We start from the raw sequence: 17489 nt of genomic DNA, 5'->3' as shown, positions 1-17489 counted from the left end.
TAGGGACCCGGCAGGTCCCCTGCCGGGAAGGGGGGGCGGCAGCCACCCCCTTCAGCGCGGGGGTGGGGCCCCGACGGCTTCGCCGGTGGGGCGGGGGTGCGCGGCACCCCCGATCAGACGTCGCGATCGAGGACGGTCTTGCGCTCGTGGGCCCAGGCCGAGCGGATGGCCTCGTCGCAGGCGGCCCGGACCTTGTCCGAGAGGGCCTCCATCACGGCGGCCGAGGTGTTCAGGTCCGAGCGGGCCTTGATGTAGGCCTTCACCTTCGAGGCGACGACGAGGATCTCGTCGGGGGGCGGCTCCTCGAGGGGCCGGCGGCGCGCGGCCGCGGCGACGTCGGGATCGACGGCTTCGGGGCGGCGCTCCCGCTGCTCGCGCTCGCTGCCGTCGGCCCCCATCAGGCGCCGCTTCTTCGGCGCCTCGTCGCCCGCCTCGTGGGAGGTCGGCGCGGTTGCCTCCTTGGCCCAGGCGTCCCGGTGCCTCAGCAGCGGCACGTGGGAGTCCCAGCAGTCGACGCTGCAGAAGGCGAGTCCCGTGCGCTTCTGGTTGCAGGTGGAGACGCTGCACAGCCAGTAGCGCGCCCCGAGGGCGATCTCCCGCTTGCAGGTCGAGCACTTCTTCCAGCCGGTCTCCGTGAGCTGCGCCATGGCCGGAAAGAAAGCACAGCCGGCGCGGGCCGGGAACACCCGGTCTTCAGCCCCGGTCGCGCGCCATCCCGTGGGCCACCCGCAGGGCGTTGGCCATGATGGTGGCGGTGGCCGGCACGCCGCCGGAGGTGGGCATGAAGCTGCCGTCGGTGACGTGGAGCCCCCCGACCTCGTGCGCCCGGCAGTCACGATCGAGGACCGAGCTCGCCGGATCGTCACCGAAGCGACAGGTGCCGTGCTGGAGGTGGAAGGTGGTGCTCCCCCGGCCGGCGAGGACGGTCCGCAGCGGCGCCGGCGTGACCGCCTCGAAGAGGCGGCCGGCCCGCCCGGCCATCCTCGCGCTCTGCTCCCGGCAGGTGGGGTGGAGGTGGTGGGTGATGCGCGCCACCGGCAGGCCGAAGCGATCCTTCACCCGGGGATCGAGATCGACCCGGCAGGCCTCGGTGGGCAGGAACTCGCCGAAGACCTCGGCCTCCATCCACAGCTCCTCGCGGAAGTAGCGCGCGAGGCGCTCCTTCAGGGCCGCCCCCCAGAGCCCGTAGTCCTCCATCGCCGTGAGCCGCACGGCGGCGTTGATGGGGTTGGGGTGCTGGAGGATGAGGTTGTAGGTGCCGCCCTTGCCCAGCTCGGCGTCGAAGTAGTCGTCCTGGATCGAGCGCTGGAGGAAGGGCAGGTCCATCCCCTCCGGACCCAGCCGATCGACCAGGGCCGCCCGCTCGAAGAGGCCGGTGACCTTGGCGAAGGTGGAGAAGGTGAGGTTGCGGCCCACCAGCCCGCTGCCGTTGGCGAGGCCCTCGGGGAAGGCGGGGGTGCGCGAGAGGAGCAGGAGGCGAGCGCTCTCGATGGCCGAGGCGGCGAGGACGACCCGCGGCGCCTCGAGGCGATGCAGGCCACCGTCCCGGTCGAGGTACTCCACCCCGCGCACCTTCGGGCGAGGGCCGCCCTCGTCGACGAGGATCCGGCTGACCGTGGCGCCCGCGCGGAGCTCGCAGCGGCCGGTGGCGAGGGCGTCCGGCAGGAAGGTCGAGAGGGCCGAGGACTTGGAGTGGTTCTCGCAGCCGTAGTCGCCGCAGTAGCCGCACTGGTTGCAGGGGGGCCGCCGGCCGTAGGCCCGGGAGAGCACCGCCCGGGGCGTGGGGAAGGCCCGCCAGCCCAGGGAGGCCGCCGCCTCGTCGATGAGCCGCGCCGCCGGGTGGGCGGCCAGGGGCGGCAGGGGATAGGGGCGGGCGTGCCGCTCGCGGGGGTTGGCGGCGGCGTCCCCCGAGACGCCCAGCCTCACCTCCATCTCGTCGTAGTAGGGCTCGAGGTCGGCGAGCCCCAGCGGCCAGTCGGCCAGGGTGCTCCCCTCGACGCCGCCGGTGAGGGTGCGCAGGCGGAAGTCCTCGGGCTGCAGGCGGTAGAAGAAGCCGCCCATGTGCACGGTGGCGCCGCCGACGTTGCGGGAGGTCCAGCCCTCGCGGGAGGGCTGCGCCCGCTCCTGCCCCGCCTCGCGCAGGGTGTGGGGATCGTCCTGGGCGAAGGGGATCCAGAAGTCCCGGCGGCAGCTCTTCACCTCGTCGTGGCCGAAGTCGTCGATCGTGTACCAGGGGCCCCGCTCCAGGACGACGACCCGCAGGCCCGCCTCGGCCAGGACGGCGGCCACCGGCGCGCCCCCGGCGCCCGAGCCGACGACGATGACCTCGGTCTGCTCCCGGCGGCTCACGCTCCGCCTCGCTTCCCGGGCCCGGCGCCCGGCGCCCAGTGGCAGGCGGCGTGCCCGATGTGCCGCCAGCCCACCTCTCCCCGGTTGCCCCCGTAGACCGGGTCCGAGAGGAAGCCCTCCAGGGTGAACTGCAGGAGGTACTCGAAGAAGGCCCGGCCGCTGAAGCCCTTCCCCGGCAGCTCGCCGCGCTGGCAGCGCCCGAGGAGCTCGTCCTGCTGCGCGCCCTCGAGGGCGGCGAAGTCGCGCTGGTGCTCCGCGCGGGCGAGGCGATCGAGCCAGCCGGCGCCGGTGCGCATCCCCGCGGCGAGGAAGCCCACCCAGGGCTCCCGGGCCATCCAGTAGTCGAGGTACTCGGGGACCCCCGCCTCCACCGCGCCGGGGAGGAGGCGCTCCACCGCGGCGGCCAGGGTCCGGCGGGTCCCCTCCTCGAAGGGGGAGGCCGGGGGGTCGGCCTTCAGCGCCGGGGCGGGGGGCCAGAGCTGCCAGGTCGCCAGGCCCGCGCTCGCGCCACCGCCGAGGAGGGCGAGGAGCGCCTCTCGTCGATCGAGCTTCATGGCAGCACCTCCCGGACGCCGTCGTGGCAGGCCACGCAGGCGCCGCGCTCGGCCGCGACCCGGGGGCAGCGCTCGCCCGCGGGCAGGCCGCCCCCGGCGTGGCAGCCCTCGCAGCGCAGGCTCTCCTTCCGCGCGAGGAGGTGGACGCAGCGGTGCGGGCGGCGGCCGCTCGCGCGCCCTCCCGGGCCGGCGTGGCAGTCGGTGCAGGGGGCCTCGACCCCGGCGCGCAGGCCGGGGTGGAGATCGCCGGAGCGCGGGCGCGGCAGCGCGAGGGAGGTGAGGTAGAGGACGAGCGCCTCGAGCTCGGGATCCTCCTCGCCGAAGCTGCGCTCGAAGGCGGGCATGGTGGCCCCGGGGGTGACCGAGGCGGGCTCGCGGATCACCCGGCGCAGCGTGTCGGCGGGCAGGAAGGCGCGGGCCCGCAGATCGGGGCCGAAGGCGTCGCCGCCCCGGCCGCCCTCGCTCGGCGGGTGACAGACCGCGCAGCCCAGGCGCAGGAAGAGGGCGGCGCCCCGGGCGAGGGTCTCGCTGCCGGCGACGCCGGGCGGGTGGCAGCGGCCGCAGGCCGCCTCCAGACCGGGCGGCAGCAGGAGGGGATCGCGCCCGGTGTCCGGCGCCCGCGCGTGGGCCGCCGGCAGGCGGGTGGCCCGCCCGATCCCCCCGTGACAAACCACGCAGCCCAGGCCGGCCTCGAGGTGCTCGCGGTGGGGGTGGGGGGGCGCGCCCGGCCGCGCCTCGCGCCGCCCGGCGGGGTGGCAGGTGAGGCAGCGCTCGGGCTCGTCGAGGGCGCCGGCCTGCTGCTCGACGGCCCGCGCGGGGCGGTCCGCGAGCCCCCGGGCGCCGGTCACCGCCAGCGCCACGAAGAGGAGCGAGGCCGCCCCGAGGAGCCCGGCCGAGAGGCGGCGCGCGTCGCGCTCGAGATCGAGGGCCGGGCGCGGATCAGCCATCGGCGCCTCCGCTCGCGGCGAGCAGGTCCACCACCCAGTCGGGGCCCCGCAGCAGCCCCAGGAGGGTCGCGCCGAGGAGCGCGACGCAGAGGCAGACCAGCGCCGCCCGCAGCCCCGCCCGGGCGCTGCCGCGGCGGGCCCGCACCCCCAGGAAGAGGAGGCCGGCGAAGAGGAGCATCCCGCTCGCGGGGTTCACGAGCTCGCCGGTGGCCAGGCGCGCGGCCTCGGTGGAGAGGCGCCGCGCGGCCAGGGCGCCGAAGAGGAGCAGGGAGAGCAGCGCGGGCAGGAGCAGCTCCCAGAAGAGCGCCCCACCCCGGGGCCAGCGCCCCACCCCGCCCCGCTCCCGATCGAGGAAGGGCAGGGAGAGGAGCAGGAGCGAGAGCGCCGTGGGGAAGAGCAGCCCCCCGACGAGGGCCGAGTAGGAGACCAGCTCCTGCAGGCCGAGGAAGAACCAGGGCGCCTTCTCCGGGTTGGTCGGGTGCTCCAGATCCGCCACGGCGCCCAGCGAGGCGGGCCAGGCCGTGGCGAGGAGGACGAGGAGGGCGCTCAGAGCGAGGGCCAGGATCGCCTCCCGCGTGAGCAGGTGCGGGGACGAGGGCACGAGCGCGCCGCGCTGCTCGCGCGCCTCCACCGCCAGCCCGCCATCGCGGCGCACCCGCCAGAGGTGCCAGACCAGGAGGCCCAGGAGGAGCCCGGGGGCGAGGGCGACATGGAGGGTGTAGAAGCGCAGCAGCGCCGCCTCCCCCACCCCGCGGCCGCCCAGGAAGAGCTCGGCCAGCGGCGCGCCGAGGCCGGGCACCTGCAGCAGCAGCTCGGAGGTGACCACCGTGGCCCAGACGCTGCGCTGGTCCCAGGGCAGGAGGTAGCCGGTGAAGGAGAGGAGGAGGATCAGCGACAGGAGCGAGAGGCCCAGCAGCCAGTTGAGCGCACGATCCCGGTAGGCCACCTGGAGGACGACCCGCAGCCCGTGGAGGGCGACGCTGCAGAGCAGGGCGTAGGTGGACCAGCGGTGGAGCGTCCGCAGGAAGGCGCCGAAGGTCACCGCGTACTGCAGGTCCAGCAGGCTCCCGTGGGCCCGCGCCGGGGAGGGCGTGTAATAGACCATCAGGAGCAGGCCCGAGAGGGTGAGCAGCCCCAGGAGGGTCAGGGAGATCAGGCCCAACCCCATCGTCGTCCCCGGCCGCAGCGCCCGCTCGCTGACGACGAGGGGGTGCAGGTGGGCGACGAAGCCGCGCCGCGCCCGCTCGCTCATCCGGCGGCGCCCTCCGCGAGGGCCGGCTCCGAGGTTCCGGCGGCCACCTCCCGGCGCAGGTCCACCCAGAGGACGCCCTCCCCGTCCACCTCGAGGGCGAACCAGGGCAGGGGCCGGCGCGGCGGCCCGGAGAGCACCCGCCCCTTCGCGTCGAAGCGCGCCCCGTGGCAGGGGCAGGCCAGGCCCTCGCCGCTGCGCCGCAGCGCGCAGCCCAGGTGGGTGCAGCGCGAGGAGAAGGCCCCCAGGCCCTCCGCGTCGTGGAGGAGGAAGAGCCGGGCGGCGGGCAGGTAGGTCAGCGAGCCGCGGTGGAAGTCGCTGCGGGGGCCGAGGGAGAGGCGGGCAGGTCCCCCCTGGCCGAGGTCGGGCCAGGCGGTGCGCAGGGCGCCGGCCCCCAGGAGCAGGCCGCAGCCGCCGAGGGCGATGCGCCCGCCAGTGTGCAGGAGGGAGCGGCGCCCGGGGTCGGGATCCCCGGCGGGCGTCCGCTCCCCTGGCGGCGCGGGCGGTGCGGTGCTCTGGCTGGCGCTCTTCTTCTTCCCCATGCGGCCCCTGGTCACCGGACATAAGGCACCGAGGGGCCCGGCGGCAGCCCCGCCACTTTCTGCTATAGCTGCGCTCCCGTGCCCCTCCTCTCCCTCCAGAAGGTGGAGCTCGCCTTCGGCGGCCCGCCCCTCCTCGACGGCGTCGACCTGCGCCTCGAGGCCGGCGACCGCCTCTGCCTGCTCGGGCGCAACGGCTCCGGCAAGACCTCCCTGCTGCGCCTGGTCACCGGAGAGCTCCAGCCCGACGCCGGCGCGGTGCACCGCCAGCAGAACCTGCGGGTGGGCAGCGTCCCGCAGGACGTCCCGGAGGAGCTGCGGGGCAGCGTCGCCGAGATCGTCGCGGGGGGCTTCGGGGAGGCCACGGCGCTCCTCGCCCGCCACCACCGCGTGAGCCAGGCCCTCGCCCACCCCGAGACCCTCGAGGCGGGAGAGGCCGACCGGCTCCTCGCCGAGCTCGAGCGCCTGCAGCACGAGCTCGAGCAGGGCGGCGGCTGGGAGCTGCAGCGCAAGGTCGAGCAGGTCACCGAGCACCTGCGCCTGCCCCTCGACGCCGACTTCGCCACCCTCTCGGGCGGGACCCGGCGCCGGGCGCTCCTGGCGCGGGCCCTGGTCTCGGGCCCCGAGATCCTCGTGCTCGACGAGCCCACCAACCACCTCGACATCGAGACCATCACCTGGCTGGAGACCTTCCTCCTGGAGTCGGTGCGGACGGTGCTCTTCGTCACCCACGATCGCTTCTTCGCCCGCCGCCTGGCCAACCGGGTCGCCGAGCTCGATCGAGGTCACCTCTTCGACTTCGACTGCGGCTACGACGAGTTCGTGGGCCGGCGGGAGGAGCTCCTGGAGAACGAGGTGAAGCGGCGGGCCGCCTTCGACAAGAAGCTGGCGCAGGAGGAGGCCTGGATCCGCCAGGGCATCCAGGCCCGCCGCACCCGCAACGAGGGCCGGGTGCGCGCCCTGAAGAAGATGCGGGAGGAGCACCGGCTGCGCCGCCAGCGCCTGGGCAAGGCCCGGATGGAGATCCAGCAGGCGGGGCGCTCGGGCGCCCTGGTGGCCGAGGCGAAGGCCGCGAGCTTCGGCTACGGGGGCGCGCCGGTGATCCGCGAGCTCTCCACCACGGTGATGCGCGGCGATCGCCTGGGCATCGTCGGCCCCAACGGTTCGGGCAAGACGACCCTCCTGCGGCTGCTCCTCGGAGAGGTCGAGCCGGAGGCGGGGGAGGTGCGGGCGGGCACCCGCCGCGAGCTGCTCTACTTCGATCAGCTGCGCGAGCAGCTCGATCCCGAGCAGACCGTGCTCCACAACGTGGGCGAGGGGCACGAGACCCTGATCATCGGCGGCCGCCCCCGGGCGGCCCTGGCCTACCTCCAGGACTTCCTCTTCACCCCCGACCGTGCCCGCAGCCCGGTGCGGATCCTCTCGGGCGGGGAGCGCAGCCGCCTGATGCTGGCGAAGCTCTTCGCCCGCCCCTCCAACCTGCTGGTGCTGGACGAGCCCACCAACGATCTCGATCTCGAGACCCTCGGCCTGCTGGAGGATCTGCTGGTCGAGTACGAGGGGACCCTCCTGCTGGTCAGCCACGACCGGGCCTTCCTCGACAACGTGGTGACGGGGATCCTCGCGGTCGGGGAGGACGGCCGGGTGGTCGAGTACGCGGGAGGCTACAGCGACTACGAGCGGCAGGCCGCCGGCGCCGCCGCCGGGGAGGAGGAGGCGCCCCCTCCCCCGCCCCGGAAGAAGGAGCGCCCGCCCCGCGATCGACCGGCCGGCCCCCGCAAGCTCACCAACAAGGAGCGGGAGGCGCTGGCGGCGCTGCCCGAGACCATCGCCCGCCTGGAGGCCGAGCAGGAGGCACTCCACGCCTCGATGGCGGATCCCCGCTTCTACGAGCGGGCGGTGACCGAGGCGAGCCGGATCCGCGATCGCCTGGCGGCCCTCGAGGAGGAGCTGGAGGAGGCCTACGAGCGCTGGCAGGCCCTGGAGACCCTGGCCGAGGGGGGTGCAGCAGACGCCTGACCCCGCCTTTTGGTAGGATCCGGGAGTTGCCGTACCGACCCGAGGGAGGAAGAAGAAGTGGCCACGCGTGCGCTCAACCTGCTGCCTGCGCTCCTCATCGTCTTCGCCGCCGCCTGCGGCGGGGACGACATCCAGAACATCAACAACAACCCTCCCACCGCGGTGATCTCCGCCCCGGTCACGGGCACCGCCGGCGCCGTGCTCTCGGTGGACGGCTCGGGCTCGAGCGACATCGACGGCCGGATCGTCACCTGGTCCTGGGACTTCGGTGACGGCGCCACCGCGTCCGGCGAGATCGCCCAGCACATCTACAACGCGGGCGGCACCTTCGTGGTCACCCTGACGGTCACCGACAACATCGGCGACACCGGCCAGGCCACCGCCTCGATCCTCATCGACGCCAACGCGGCCCCGGAGGCCGTGATCAGCGCCCCCACCACCGCGGGCGTGGGCGAGAACATCCGCTTCGACGGCGCCGGCTCCACCGACGACGGCAGCATCGTGCGCTACGACTGGGACTTCGGCGACGGCACCACCAGCGCCGGCCAGGCCGTGGACCACGCCTACGCCAGCGCGGGCACCTTCGAGGCCAGCCTCACCGTCTACGACGACGACGGCGCCTCGGACACCGCGACCCAGACCATGGTCATCGAGGCCGGCCCGGCGGGCTACGGCGGGATGTGGCGCTGGTACCTCACCGACGAGTCCCTGCGCACCGACACCTGCGGCACCTTCCAGGACTCCGAGCTGCGGATCACGCTGAACGGCAACAACATGAGCGTCGAGGAGCTGGCCGGCGGCTCCACGGTCCAGACCTACACTGGCATGCTCAACGCCACCCAGTGGCAGGTGAGCTACACGGACAGCTCGATGGGCATCCCCATCACCCAGATCATCACCGCGACCTTCGACACCGCCACCACCTTCACCGGCGTCTACAGCATCGACACCGGCGGCCTGCTCAACTGCGTCGACAAGCCCGTGGCGGGCACGAAGCTCTAGGAGCCCCCCATGCGTCGGCGCCTCTCCCTCATCGCCGTCCTCCTGCTGGCGGCCTGCAGCGGCCGCAACGAGCACCGGCCGGACCTGAACAACGATCCGCCCGAGGCCCAGGCCGGCCCCGACCTCTCGGGCAACGCCGGTGAGGAGCTCTTCTTCGACGGCAGCGCCTCGACCGATCTCGACGGCGAGATCGTCAGCTACCTCTGGAACTTCGGCGACGGCAGCGAGGCCTCGGGGGTGGTGGTGAGCCACACCTACGCCGACGGAGGTAACTACCTGGCCACCCTCACGGTCACCGACGACCGGAACGCCGAGGACCAGGACCAGGCCCTGGTGACCATCGCCGAGCCGGTGCCGGTCGCCGTGGCCAGCTTCCCCACCCCGGTGCACGCCGGGGAGCCGATCACCTTCGACGCCACCGGCTCCACCGCCGCCGCCGCGATCTCGGCCTGGCGCTGGAGCTTCGGGGACGGCACCACGGCCACCGGCGAGACCGTCACCCACACCTACGATCGCTCGGGCACCTTCACGGTGCGCCTCACGGTCGAGGACATCGACGCCCGCAGCGGCGAGTGGAGCGGGCCCATCGAGGTCTTCCCGATCGACATCGACGGGGTCTACGACCTGGCCATCACGCCCATCAACGCGAACTGCGGCGGCTACACCGCCTCCTTCACCGACACGGTGCTCACCCTGACGGTGCTCGACGCCGAGGGGAACGTCACCGGCCAGGGCAACACCGGCCACACCTGGACCGGCACCCTGAGCGGGACCTCGCTCTCCCTCTCCTCCGCCTACAGCGCCCCCACCGGCGGCGGCTGCATCGACACCACCGTCGACGCGGTGCTCTCGGCGACCTTCGCCGGCGACGGCACCTTCAGCGGCACCGCCGCGCCCTTCTACCCCGGCATCATCGGCTGCCAGTGCTCGGCGGCCTTCTCGGTCACCGGCACCCCCCGGTGAGCGAGCCCCTGCCGATCGACGAGGGGCTCGTCCTCCCGGCCGAGGTGCTCTCCTGGGAGGCGAGCCGCGCGCCGGGCCCCGGCGGCCAGAAGGTCAACAAGACCTCCACTAAGGTGACGCTGCGCCTCGACCTCCCGGCCTGCGACGAGCAGGCGCTCCTCCCCGCGCCGGTCCTGCGGCGGCTGCGCGCCCTCGCGGCGAGCCGGCTGGATCGGGAGGGCCGGCTGGTGGTCCGCGCCTGGCGCCACCGCACCCAGGGGAGGAACCTCGAGGAGGCCCGCGACCGCCTCGTCGAGCTGATCCGGGCGGCCCGGGTGCCCCCGAAGCCCCGGAAGAAGACGAAGCCCTCCCGGGCCTCGAAGCGGCGCCGCCTGGAGGCCAAGAAGCGCCAGAGCGAGCGCAAGCAGGCCCGCCGCCGGCCCCACGACGACTGACCTGCGGCGGCGAAGGAGGCTATCCTGTCGCCCATGGCCGAGCACGCTGCCCCACTCGTCTGGATCGACCTGGAGATGACCGGGCTCGATCCCGCCAGCTGCCACATCGTGCAGCTCGGCATGATCATCACCAACTCCCAGCTCGAGCAGCTCGGCGACCCCTACGAGGTGACGATCTGGCAGCCCGACGCGGTGCTCGACCAGATGAGCCCCTTCGTCCGGCGGATGCACGAGAAGAGCGGGCTGCTCCCGCAGATCCGCGCCTCGGAGACCGGCCTGCGCGAGGCGGAGCAGGAGACGATGGCCCGGATCACGGCGGTGGCCGAGTACCGGAAGGCCATCCTCTGCGGCAACTCGATCCACTCCGACCGGAAGTTCCTCGACGCCTACATGCCCCAGCTCTCCGGCTACCTCCACTACCGGATGATCGACGTCTCGGGGATCAAGGAGCTCGCCCGCAGCTGGTACGACCTCGAGTACTCCAAGCCCGAGCTCGGCCAGCACACGGCCCTGGCCGACATCCAGCAGTCGATCGAGGAGCTGCGCTTCTACCGCTCGCGGATCTTCCGCTAGCGGGCCGCCACGAGGTTGAACCACCCGAGGAAGACCTCGGGGGTCAGGAAGGCGAAGGTGCTCGCCCCCGAGGCGACGAGGCGGTCGAGGCGCGCGGCCTCCCGCTCGGCCTCCTTCTCCCTCCCCAGGCGACGGTAGGTGCCCACCAGGAGCGCCGCGGCCGGTGCCATGTGGGGCGCGAGGAAGAGGGCGTGGCGCAGCGCCTCCTCGGCCTCGCTCCAGCGCTGGGCCTTGCGCATGGCCAGGCCCTTGAAGAGGTGGACCTCGGGGTGGAAGGGATCGATCTCCTCGGCCTCGCCGTAGGCCTGGAGGGCCCGGTCGAAGTCTCCCGCCCGCAGCTCGACGTGCCCCCGCAGCAGGCCCGGCAGGACCGCCCCGGGCTCGTCACCGATCTTGCCGAGCGCCCGGCGCGCCTTGTCGAGATCGTCCTCCCGCACCGCGGCCATCAGGCGCTCCAGGGGCGACTCGGCCTCGCGGGCGGGAGGGGGTGGCGGGGGTGGCGGGGGCGGCGGCGGCTCGGGCGCCTTCACCGCGGGCGGCTTCGGACGCCTCACCACCGGGCGGTGGTCCTTCCCCAGCGGGGGATGCCAGCGGTGCTCGTTGCGGCGCAGGGCGGCGATGCCCGGGGCCGGTCCGCCCGCCATCGCGGGCCGGTAGAAGGTCCGCGTGCCGTCGCGCTGGAGCTCGACCGGCACGTTGAGGCCCACCAGGGACTCCGAGGACCCCAGGATGAGGGCGCCGTCCGGGGAGAGGCTGCGGGAGACCCGCCAGACGATCTCCTGGACCCGCTCGGGCCGGAAGTAGAGGAAGACGTTCCGGCAGAGCACCATGTCCCAGCGGCCGCCCCGGGCCGGCCGCGGCGGGACGACGTCCATGAGGTTGTACTGCTCGAAGATGATGCGCTGGCGCAGGGAGTCGCGCACGGCGAAGGTCTCCCCGCGCTGCTTGAAGAAGCGGCGGCGGCGGGCCTCGTCGACGTTCCGCATCGCCCAGGGGCTGTACTGCCCCAGCCGGGCGCGGGCGAGGAAGGAGGGGTTCAGGTCCGTCGCGCGGATCTCGACGTCGAGCTCCAGCTCCTGACCGAGCATCGCCAGGGTGTAGGGCTCCTCCCCCGAGGAGGTGGCCGCGCACCAGATCTGCAGCGGCCCCTTGCGGATCTTCGCCAGTCCCTGGAGCAGCCGGGCGACCAGCTCGAAGTGCTCGGGGTCGCGGAAGAAGAAGGTCTGGCCGTTGGTCAGGGCGCGGATGCAGGTGTCCCACTCGGCGCCCAGCCCGGCCTCGAGGGAGAGGCGGGCCGCGTAGGCCTCGGCCGAGGGCAGGCCCAGGGTCCGCACCCGGCTCTCCACCCAGGGGACGAGCCGCTCGCGCTGCTGGGCGATGTCCAGATCCAGACCGACCCGCTGCTCGACGACCTCCAGCAGCTCGCCGATCCACCGGGGCTCGACGGCCCCACTGGCGCCCGAATCAGCCAACGCGCCGCCGGGAGACCTCGAGGAGGGTTCGGGCGAGCTCGTGCCGGGGGACGATCAGGGAGGCCTTGCCCTCCTCCGCGGCGGCCCGGGGCATCCCGTAGACCGCGCTGCTCTGCTCGTCCTGCGCCAGCGTCGCCCCCCCTCGCTCTCCGATGGCCGCCAGGCCGCGGGCGCCATCGACCCCCATCCCGGTGAGCACCAGCCCCACGGCAGCGGCGCCGCACTGCCGGGCCATGCTCTCGAGGAGGATCGTCCCCGCGGGGCGGTGGCCGTGGAAGGGCGGTGTGTTGCCGTCCAGGTGGAGGTTGCCCCGTCCGTCCAGCACGAGGTGCCGGCCCGAGGGCGCCACGTAGACCTTGCCCGGCTCGGGGTGCGCGCCCTCCGCGGCCATCTCGACCTTCAGCTGGGTGGCGCTGCGCAGCCAGTCCACCAGGTGCGGCGCGAAGCCCGCCGCGAGGTGCTGCACCACCAGGATCGGCAGAGGGAAGTCCGCCGGGAGGCCCTCGAGGATCTCCGCCAGCACGGGCGGCCCGCCGGTCGAGGAGACGATCCCCACGGCGCCGAGCCGAGGCGTGCTGCTCGGCTGCGCCGAGCGCGCGCGGTGGGTGCCGGTGATGGTCCCGGTGCGCTGCCGGCGATAGACGACGGGCACCGAGGCCAGCAGCTTGATGTGGGCTCGCAGCGCCTCGGCCTCCGCCTCCACCGTCGCCTGGTCGGCCCCGATCTCCGTGATGAGCCGGGGCTTCACCTGCAGATCGAGCGCGCCGCGCTTGAGGGCGTCGAAGTGCCACTTCTTTCCGGTCCGGGCCGGATCCCCGGTGAGCATGAGGATCGGCGTGGGCCGGCTCGACATGATCTTCTCGACCGCCGTCAGGCCATCCATCTGCGGCATCTGGATGTCCATGGTGATCAGATCGGGCTCGAGCTTCTCCACCATCCGGAGGGCGGCGACCCCGTCGCCCGCGAAGCCGACGACCGTCAGCTCCGGATCCTCCTCGAGGACCATCGTGAGGGCCTCGACGAAGAGAGGAGAGTCGTCCACCACCAGAATTCTGACGACCTTGCTCATGGTGCGCTCACTTCTGAGGTAACGCGACGAAGTGGGAGAGGAGGTCCCGGAAGGTCGCCTCCGAGAACTCCGCCTTGATCACGTAAGCGTTCGCCCCCGCGGCCATGGCCCGCCGCTTGTCCTCGTCCGAGCCCCGCGTGGAGAGGACGATCACCGGCGTCTCCTTGCCGTCGGGTCGCGCCCGGAAGGCCTCGAGGAAGGCGAAGCCGTCCATCACCGGCATGTCGAGGTCGGTGAGGATCAGATCGGGCTCCTTCTCGACGCGGCTCAGGGCGTCCTTGCCGTTCACCGCCTCGAGGGTCTCGAGGCCGATCCGCTCGGCGAGGCCGACCAGCATGTCGCGGGTCAGCTCGGAGTCCTCCACGATGAGGATCCGCGTCGGGCGGCCGGTGTCCACGATGGCGGCCTCCTGGGTGACCATCGTGGTCTGCCCCTCGCCCCAGTGCTCGAGCACCTCGGGGACGTTCACCACCAGCGCCAGATCCTGCTCGCCCGCCACGACCGTCCCGCTCACCCGCCGGATCCCCTTGAGGAAGTCTCCCAGGGTGTGCTGCACCAGTCGGTGCTCGCCGAGGAACTGGTCGACCCACACCGAGAGGCGCTTGCCGGCCCGGGCGAGGACGGCCACCGAGAGGGGCCAGACCTCCGGCTCGCCCACCCGGGTGCCGACCATCAGCTCGCGGAGCGAGACCAGGGGCAGGGGCTCGCCGTCTATCTCGAGGATGCTCCGCTCACCCAGCTGCCGGATCTCGGGGCGCTCCACCCGGATCAGGCGCTCGACCTGGGTCGAGGGCACGGCGTAGAGCGAGCGCCCGGCGCGCACGATCAGCACCTCGGCGAGCGAGGCGGAGACCGGCAGGGTCATGGTGAAGGTCGTACCCTGGCCGGGGCGGGTGGAGAGGTGGACCGTGCCCCCCAGGCTGGCGACGTGGCGCTTGACGACGTCGAGGCCCACGCCGCGGCCGGAGATGTCGGTGATGGTCTCGCGGGTGGAGAGCCCCGGCTCGAAGACGAGCTGCAGGATCGACTCCTCACCCAGCTCGGCGGCCTCGGCGGCCCCCACCTTGCCCCGCTCGATGGCGGCGGCGCGGACCCGATCGACGTCGACCCCCCGGCCGTCGTCCTGGATCGTCACCTCCACCCGCGCGCCGAGGGGGCGGGCCGAGAGGGTGACGGTGCCGAACTCCTTCTTGCCGGTCCGCTTGCGATCTTCGGCCGACTCCAGGCCGTGATCGACGCTGTTGCGGACGAGGTGGAGCATCGCCTCGTCGAGGGTCTCGAGGACGCGGCGGTCCACGGCGACCGTCGTCGGCTCGACCACCACCTTCACCCGCTTGCCCTGCTCGCGGCCGAGCTCACGGATGGCCGGCGGGTAGCGCTCGAAGAGGTCCTGCACCTCGTGGAGGCGCAGGTGCCTCACTCTCCCCTGGAGGGCGTCGATCCGGGCGCCGATCTCGGCGCTGGCGTCGGCGAGCGCGCGGATCAGGGACGCGGTCTCGCGATCCAGCGCGGTGCGATCCCGGGCCAGGAGCTGCTCGATGGTCGCGTGGATGTTGGCCTGCCGCGAGAGGAGGTCGGCCGAGAGCTCGGTCAGGGCCGCCACCTCCTCGTTGCTGATCCGGACGAAGTCCCGGGTGCGCTTGCGGCCGAGGACGGCCTGGGTCCGGCGGCCGGTGGGCTCGTCGGAGGACTCCGGCTCGCTGTCCTCGTCGGAGGACTCCGGCTCGCTGTCCTCGTCGTCGTCGGCGGGCTCGCTGAACTTCACCATCGCCGGCTCGGGTGCCGGGGCCGGCGCCGCCGGCTCGGGCTTCGGCGGCGGCGCGGACTCCGCGGCCGGCGTCTCCTCCGGCGGCCCGCCCTCGGCCGCCTCGCCCTCGCCGAGGCAGGCGGCGAGGGAGGCGAGGTAGCCCTTCTCCTCGTCGGTGTGGTCGTCCTCGGAGGCGTCGGGATCGTCCACGCGCTTGCGCATCAGATCGAAGCCGAAGGTGATCAGCTCGGAGGCGTCCGCGTCGATCTGGAAGGCCTTGTCCCGCGCCCAGGCCAGGAGGTCCTCGGTGCGATGGGAGAGCTCGTTGACGCGCCCGAAGCCCATCAGGCGGGACTCCCCCTTGAGGGTGTGGATCTCCCGCATGAGGGTGGTCACGGCCTCCTCGTCCCCCCCCTCCTCGAGGAGGTGCGCCAGGAGCTCACCCATCCGGGTGAGGCGCTCCCGGGCGACCGTCGCGAACTTCGCGAGCAGTCGCTTTCGGCGATCGCTACGCGTGGCCACTCGAAGAACCCACCTCCGGGTCGGCCGCCTCGAACTGGAAGCTGCCTACCAGGGACTGGAGCCGCTCACAGAGCTGCAGGATGTCGGTGGTCGAGGAGACGATCTCCCGCGCGGAGCCCGCGGACTGGGTGGCGATCTTGCTCACGTCGTCCATGGCCGCGGCGACCTGCTCGGTCCCCGACTGCTGCTGCTGGATGATCATCGCGATCTGGCGGGAGGAGCGGGTCGTCCCGCCGGAGAGCTTGGTGCTCTCCTCGGTGGCCAGCACCGAGGCCTGGGTCGACTCCCGGATCTGCCCGGTGAGCTCGCGGATGTCCCGGACGGCCTCCATGACGTTCTCGGCCAGCCGCTGCATCTCGCCGGCCACGAGGGAGAAGCCCCGGCCGGCCTCGCCGGCCTTGGTGCCCTCCAGGGCGGCGTTCAGGGCGAGGAGCTCGGACTTGTTGGCGATGGCCTTGATGACCTCGAGGATCTCGGTGATCCGCTGGACCTGCTCCGAGAGGGTCGAGATGTGCTCCGCCATCACGACGCTGTTCTGCTGGGTGCGCTCGGCGTTCTGGAGCACGTCCTGGGCCGAATCGGCGATGGTGTGCCCGGAGTGGATCAGGGCGTCGAGGGTCCGGCGGGTCTCCTCGACCGCGCTGGCCTGCTCGGTGGCGCCGCGGTCATACTGCTGGGCGGTCGCCATGAACTCTCCCGCGGTGCTGTTGAGCTGCACGGCGGTTTCGGTGATCTGGCTGACCAGGCTCCGCTGCGTCGCGACCAGCGCCTCGAGGGAGCGGGCCAGCCGGCCGACCTCGTCCTGGCCGCCGACGTCCATCTTCTCCCGGGAGAGGTCACCCTCGGCCATGGCCTGAGTGGTGTCCGCCAGCTCGACCACCCGGCTCGAGAGGTTCTGCCCCATCAGGAATCCGGCGAGCAACGACAGCCCGATCATCACCGCGCTCACGATCAGCAGGACGGCCGTGCTCCCACCCGCCTGCGTGCCCGCGACGATCGACTGCACGACCACGGTGGCCAGCGAGACCCCCCCGGCGAGTGCGACCAGCTTCGTCCTGATCCTCATCTGCATCAGCTCTCTCCTCGAACCTCTCGATCTCGCAGCGCCCAGCGGGTCATCACATCGAGATCGATGAAGAAAACGAGCCCGTCGTCGAGCTCCAGTAGACCCGAGATCCCGATCCTGGGGCCCAGGTCGCTCACCAGCTCGGGCAGGCGGTGGAGCGAGGCGAGCTCCACCCGCCGGATCTCCACCTTGCCGTCCACCCCCAGCTCGTAAGCCCCCCCCTCGGTCATCACCTGCAAGAAGCGGCTCGCCGGCCGCGCCCCCGGGGCGGCCAGGCCCAGGCAGGAGGCCAGGCTCAGGCGGGGGACCTCGTCGTCGTCGCCCTCGCCGCGCCGCACCCCGGCGACCCGGTCGGCCGGCACCGCCACCGCGACGTGGCCGGCGCGGGTCAGGGCGATCTCCATCTGGCCGGCGTAGCGCGCCATCACCGCACCGCCGCCGCCGCGAGGAGGGCGCCGAGGTCGATGACCCCGATGACCTGGTGGGCGTCGTGGATCTCTCCGGCCAGGTAGGGCCCGAGCACCGTGCCGTTGAGGACCGAGGGCTCGAGGATGGTGCGGCCGTGGCGCTCGGTCAGCCCGCGCACCCGCCCGCAGAGCAGGGCCACCCGGTCGGTGCCCGCCTCGACCACCAGCATCCGGCCGAAGGCGTCCTTGTCCCGCTCGACCTCCTCGAGCCGCAGGAAGTGGAGGAGGTCGACCTGCGGCAGGATGCGCTCGCCGACCAGCACCAGCCCCTTCACGTGGGCCGGCGCCTGGGGGAGGGGCACGGGGGCGATGGGGTCGGTGACCTCGTGGATGTGCTCGGCCTTCACCGCCACGGTGTGGGGGCCGAGCTCGAAGGCGAGCAGCGCCTCGCGCTGAGCACCGGCGACGGCCTCCTCGAGCGAGCCGCGGGCCTCTCGCTGCGCCTCGGCGGCATCGAAGAGCCGATCGTCCTTGCTGCGTGGTCCGTCGCCCACCATGCCACCGTCTGGGAGAAGGT

Annotated in this window: 17 protein-coding genes; 5 read left to right on the top strand and 12 right to left on the bottom strand. The window is 73.4% G+C overall.

The features are described 5' to 3' along the window. Positions 1-113: 113 nt before the first annotated feature. The 6 genes from P1V51_08825 to P1V51_08800 are packed head-to-tail and all read right to left on the bottom strand — an operon-like array spanning position 114 to position 5641. Positions 114-647, bottom strand: a complete 534-nt coding sequence (locus P1V51_08825) for a hypothetical protein (GenBank protein ID MDF1563134.1) — start codon at positions 645-647, stop codon at positions 114-116. A gap of 46 nt (positions 648-693) precedes the next feature. Then, complete coding sequence (locus tag P1V51_08820; GenBank protein ID MDF1563133.1) at positions 694-2349, bottom strand: GMC family oxidoreductase; 1656 nt, start codon at positions 2347-2349, stop codon at positions 694-696. Then, positions 2346-2903: a gluconate 2-dehydrogenase subunit 3 family protein gene (locus tag P1V51_08815; protein MDF1563132.1), complete on the bottom strand. Its 558-nt coding sequence runs from the start codon at positions 2901-2903 to the stop codon at positions 2346-2348. Before P1V51_08815 ends, P1V51_08820 begins: the two co-directional genes overlap by 4 nt. Then, positions 2900-3850, bottom strand: coding sequence for a c-type cytochrome (locus tag P1V51_08810; protein MDF1563131.1), 951 nt, complete (start codon positions 3848-3850; stop codon positions 2900-2902). The genes P1V51_08815 and P1V51_08810 overlap by 4 nt, the downstream gene beginning before the upstream one ends. Continuing rightward, positions 3843-5102, bottom strand: a complete 1260-nt coding sequence (locus P1V51_08805) for a cytochrome b N-terminal domain-containing protein (protein ID MDF1563130.1) — start codon at positions 5100-5102, stop codon at positions 3843-3845. Before P1V51_08805 ends, P1V51_08810 begins: the two co-directional genes overlap by 8 nt. Beyond that, positions 5099-5641, bottom strand: coding sequence for a Rieske (2Fe-2S) protein (locus P1V51_08800; protein ID MDF1563129.1), 543 nt, complete (start codon positions 5639-5641; stop codon positions 5099-5101). The genes P1V51_08805 and P1V51_08800 overlap by 4 nt, the downstream gene beginning before the upstream one ends. A 78-nt stretch (positions 5642-5719) precedes the next feature. Here P1V51_08800 and P1V51_08795 point away from each other — a divergent pair, with 78 nt between their 5' ends. Genes P1V51_08795 through orn form a run of 5 tightly spaced genes read left to right on the top strand, consistent with a single transcriptional unit; the run spans position 5720 to position 10629 of the window. Further along, positions 5720-7657, top strand: coding sequence for an ATP-binding cassette domain-containing protein (locus tag P1V51_08795; protein ID MDF1563128.1), 1938 nt, complete (start codon positions 5720-5722; stop codon positions 7655-7657). 57 nt (positions 7658-7714) lie between these two features. Further along, entirely contained in the window at positions 7715-8659 is a 945-nt protein-coding gene (locus P1V51_08790) for a PKD domain-containing protein (GenBank protein ID MDF1563127.1), read from the top strand. Positions 8660-8668: 9 nt separating this feature from the next. After that, on the top strand, positions 8669-9622 hold the full coding sequence (locus tag P1V51_08785; protein ID MDF1563126.1) for a PKD domain-containing protein: 954 nt from the start codon (positions 8669-8671) through the stop codon (positions 9620-9622). Further along, the gene (gene arfB, locus P1V51_08780; GenBank protein ID MDF1563125.1) at positions 9619-10056 is read left to right on the top strand and encodes an alternative ribosome rescue aminoacyl-tRNA hydrolase ArfB; all 438 of its coding nucleotides are present in this window, start codon (positions 9619-9621) and stop codon (positions 10054-10056) included. The genes P1V51_08785 and arfB overlap by 4 nt, the downstream gene beginning before the upstream one ends. Before the next feature lie 33 nt (positions 10057-10089). Beyond that, complete coding sequence (gene orn / locus P1V51_08775; GenBank protein ID MDF1563124.1) at positions 10090-10629, top strand: oligoribonuclease; 540 nt, start codon at positions 10090-10092, stop codon at positions 10627-10629. Here the strand turns inward: orn and P1V51_08770 are convergent. The 6 genes from P1V51_08770 to P1V51_08745 are packed head-to-tail and all read right to left on the bottom strand — an operon-like array spanning position 10626 to position 17469. Next, complete coding sequence (locus P1V51_08770) at positions 10626-12101, bottom strand: hypothetical protein (protein MDF1563123.1); 1476 nt, start codon at positions 12099-12101, stop codon at positions 10626-10628. The genes orn and P1V51_08770 overlap by 4 nt on opposite strands. Further along, positions 12094-13170 (bottom strand): chemotaxis-specific protein-glutamate methyltransferase CheB, encoded by a 1077-nt coding sequence (cheB, locus tag P1V51_08765; GenBank protein ID MDF1563122.1) that lies wholly within the window; start codon positions 13168-13170, stop codon positions 12094-12096. The genes P1V51_08770 and cheB overlap by 8 nt, the downstream gene beginning before the upstream one ends. Before the next feature lie 7 nt (positions 13171-13177). Continuing rightward, positions 13178-15439, bottom strand: a complete 2262-nt coding sequence (locus tag P1V51_08760; protein MDF1563121.1) for a response regulator — start codon at positions 15437-15439, stop codon at positions 13178-13180. Beyond that, the gene (locus tag P1V51_08755; protein MDF1563120.1) at positions 15426-16511 is read right to left on the bottom strand and encodes a methyl-accepting chemotaxis protein; all 1086 of its coding nucleotides are present in this window, start codon (positions 16509-16511) and stop codon (positions 15426-15428) included. The genes P1V51_08760 and P1V51_08755 overlap by 14 nt, the downstream gene beginning before the upstream one ends. Next, positions 16511-16930 (bottom strand): hypothetical protein, encoded by a 420-nt coding sequence (locus P1V51_08750; protein ID MDF1563119.1) that lies wholly within the window; start codon positions 16928-16930, stop codon positions 16511-16513. The genes P1V51_08755 and P1V51_08750 overlap by 1 nt, the downstream gene beginning before the upstream one ends. Further along, entirely contained in the window at positions 16930-17469 is a 540-nt protein-coding gene (locus P1V51_08745) for a chemotaxis protein CheW (protein MDF1563118.1), read from the bottom strand. The genes P1V51_08750 and P1V51_08745 overlap by 1 nt, the downstream gene beginning before the upstream one ends. Positions 17470-17489 lie beyond the last annotated feature (20 nt).

This window comes from Deltaproteobacteria bacterium (genome assembly GCA_029210625.1).
Classification (GTDB): domain Bacteria; phylum Myxococcota; class Myxococcia; order SLRQ01; family SLRQ01; genus JARGFU01.
Note: the sequence above shows the minus strand (reverse complement) of the source record. Positions and strands in the feature narration are given on the sequence as shown.

What these genes read in the sequence shown, in the direction of transcription:
- P1V51_08825 (MDF1563134.1), bottom strand. Translation starts at nt 647, where the DNA reads ATGGCGCAGCTCACGGAGACCGGCTGGAAGAAGTGCTCGACCTGCAAG.
- P1V51_08815 (MDF1563132.1), bottom strand. Translation starts at nt 2,903, where the DNA reads ATGAAGCTCGATCGACGAGAGGCGCTCCTCGCCCTCCTCGGCGGTGGC.
- P1V51_08810 (MDF1563131.1), bottom strand. Translation starts at nt 3,850, where the DNA reads ATGGCTGATCCGCGCCCGGCCCTCGATCTCGAGCGCGACGCGCGCCGC.
- P1V51_08805 (MDF1563130.1), bottom strand. Translation starts at nt 5,102, where the DNA reads ATGAGCGAGCGGGCGCGGCGCGGCTTCGTCGCCCACCTGCACCCCCTC.
- P1V51_08800 (MDF1563129.1), bottom strand. Translation starts at nt 5,641, where the DNA reads ATGGGGAAGAAGAAGAGCGCCAGCCAGAGCACCGCACCGCCCGCGCCG.
- P1V51_08785 (MDF1563126.1), top strand. Translation starts at nt 8,669, where the DNA reads ATGCGTCGGCGCCTCTCCCTCATCGCCGTCCTCCTGCTGGCGGCCTGC.
- orn (MDF1563124.1), top strand. Translation starts at nt 10,090, where the DNA reads ATGGCCGAGCACGCTGCCCCACTCGTCTGGATCGACCTGGAGATGACC.
- cheB (MDF1563122.1), bottom strand. Translation starts at nt 13,170, where the DNA reads ATGAGCAAGGTCGTCAGAATTCTGGTGGTGGACGACTCTCCTCTCTTC.
- P1V51_08755 (MDF1563120.1), bottom strand. Translation starts at nt 16,511, where the DNA reads ATGCAGATGAGGATCAGGACGAAGCTGGTCGCACTCGCCGGGGGGGTC.
- P1V51_08750 (MDF1563119.1), bottom strand. Translation starts at nt 16,930, where the DNA reads ATGGCGCGCTACGCCGGCCAGATGGAGATCGCCCTGACCCGCGCCGGC.
- P1V51_08745 (MDF1563118.1), bottom strand. Translation starts at nt 17,469, where the DNA reads ATGGTGGGCGACGGACCACGCAGCAAGGACGATCGGCTCTTCGATGCC.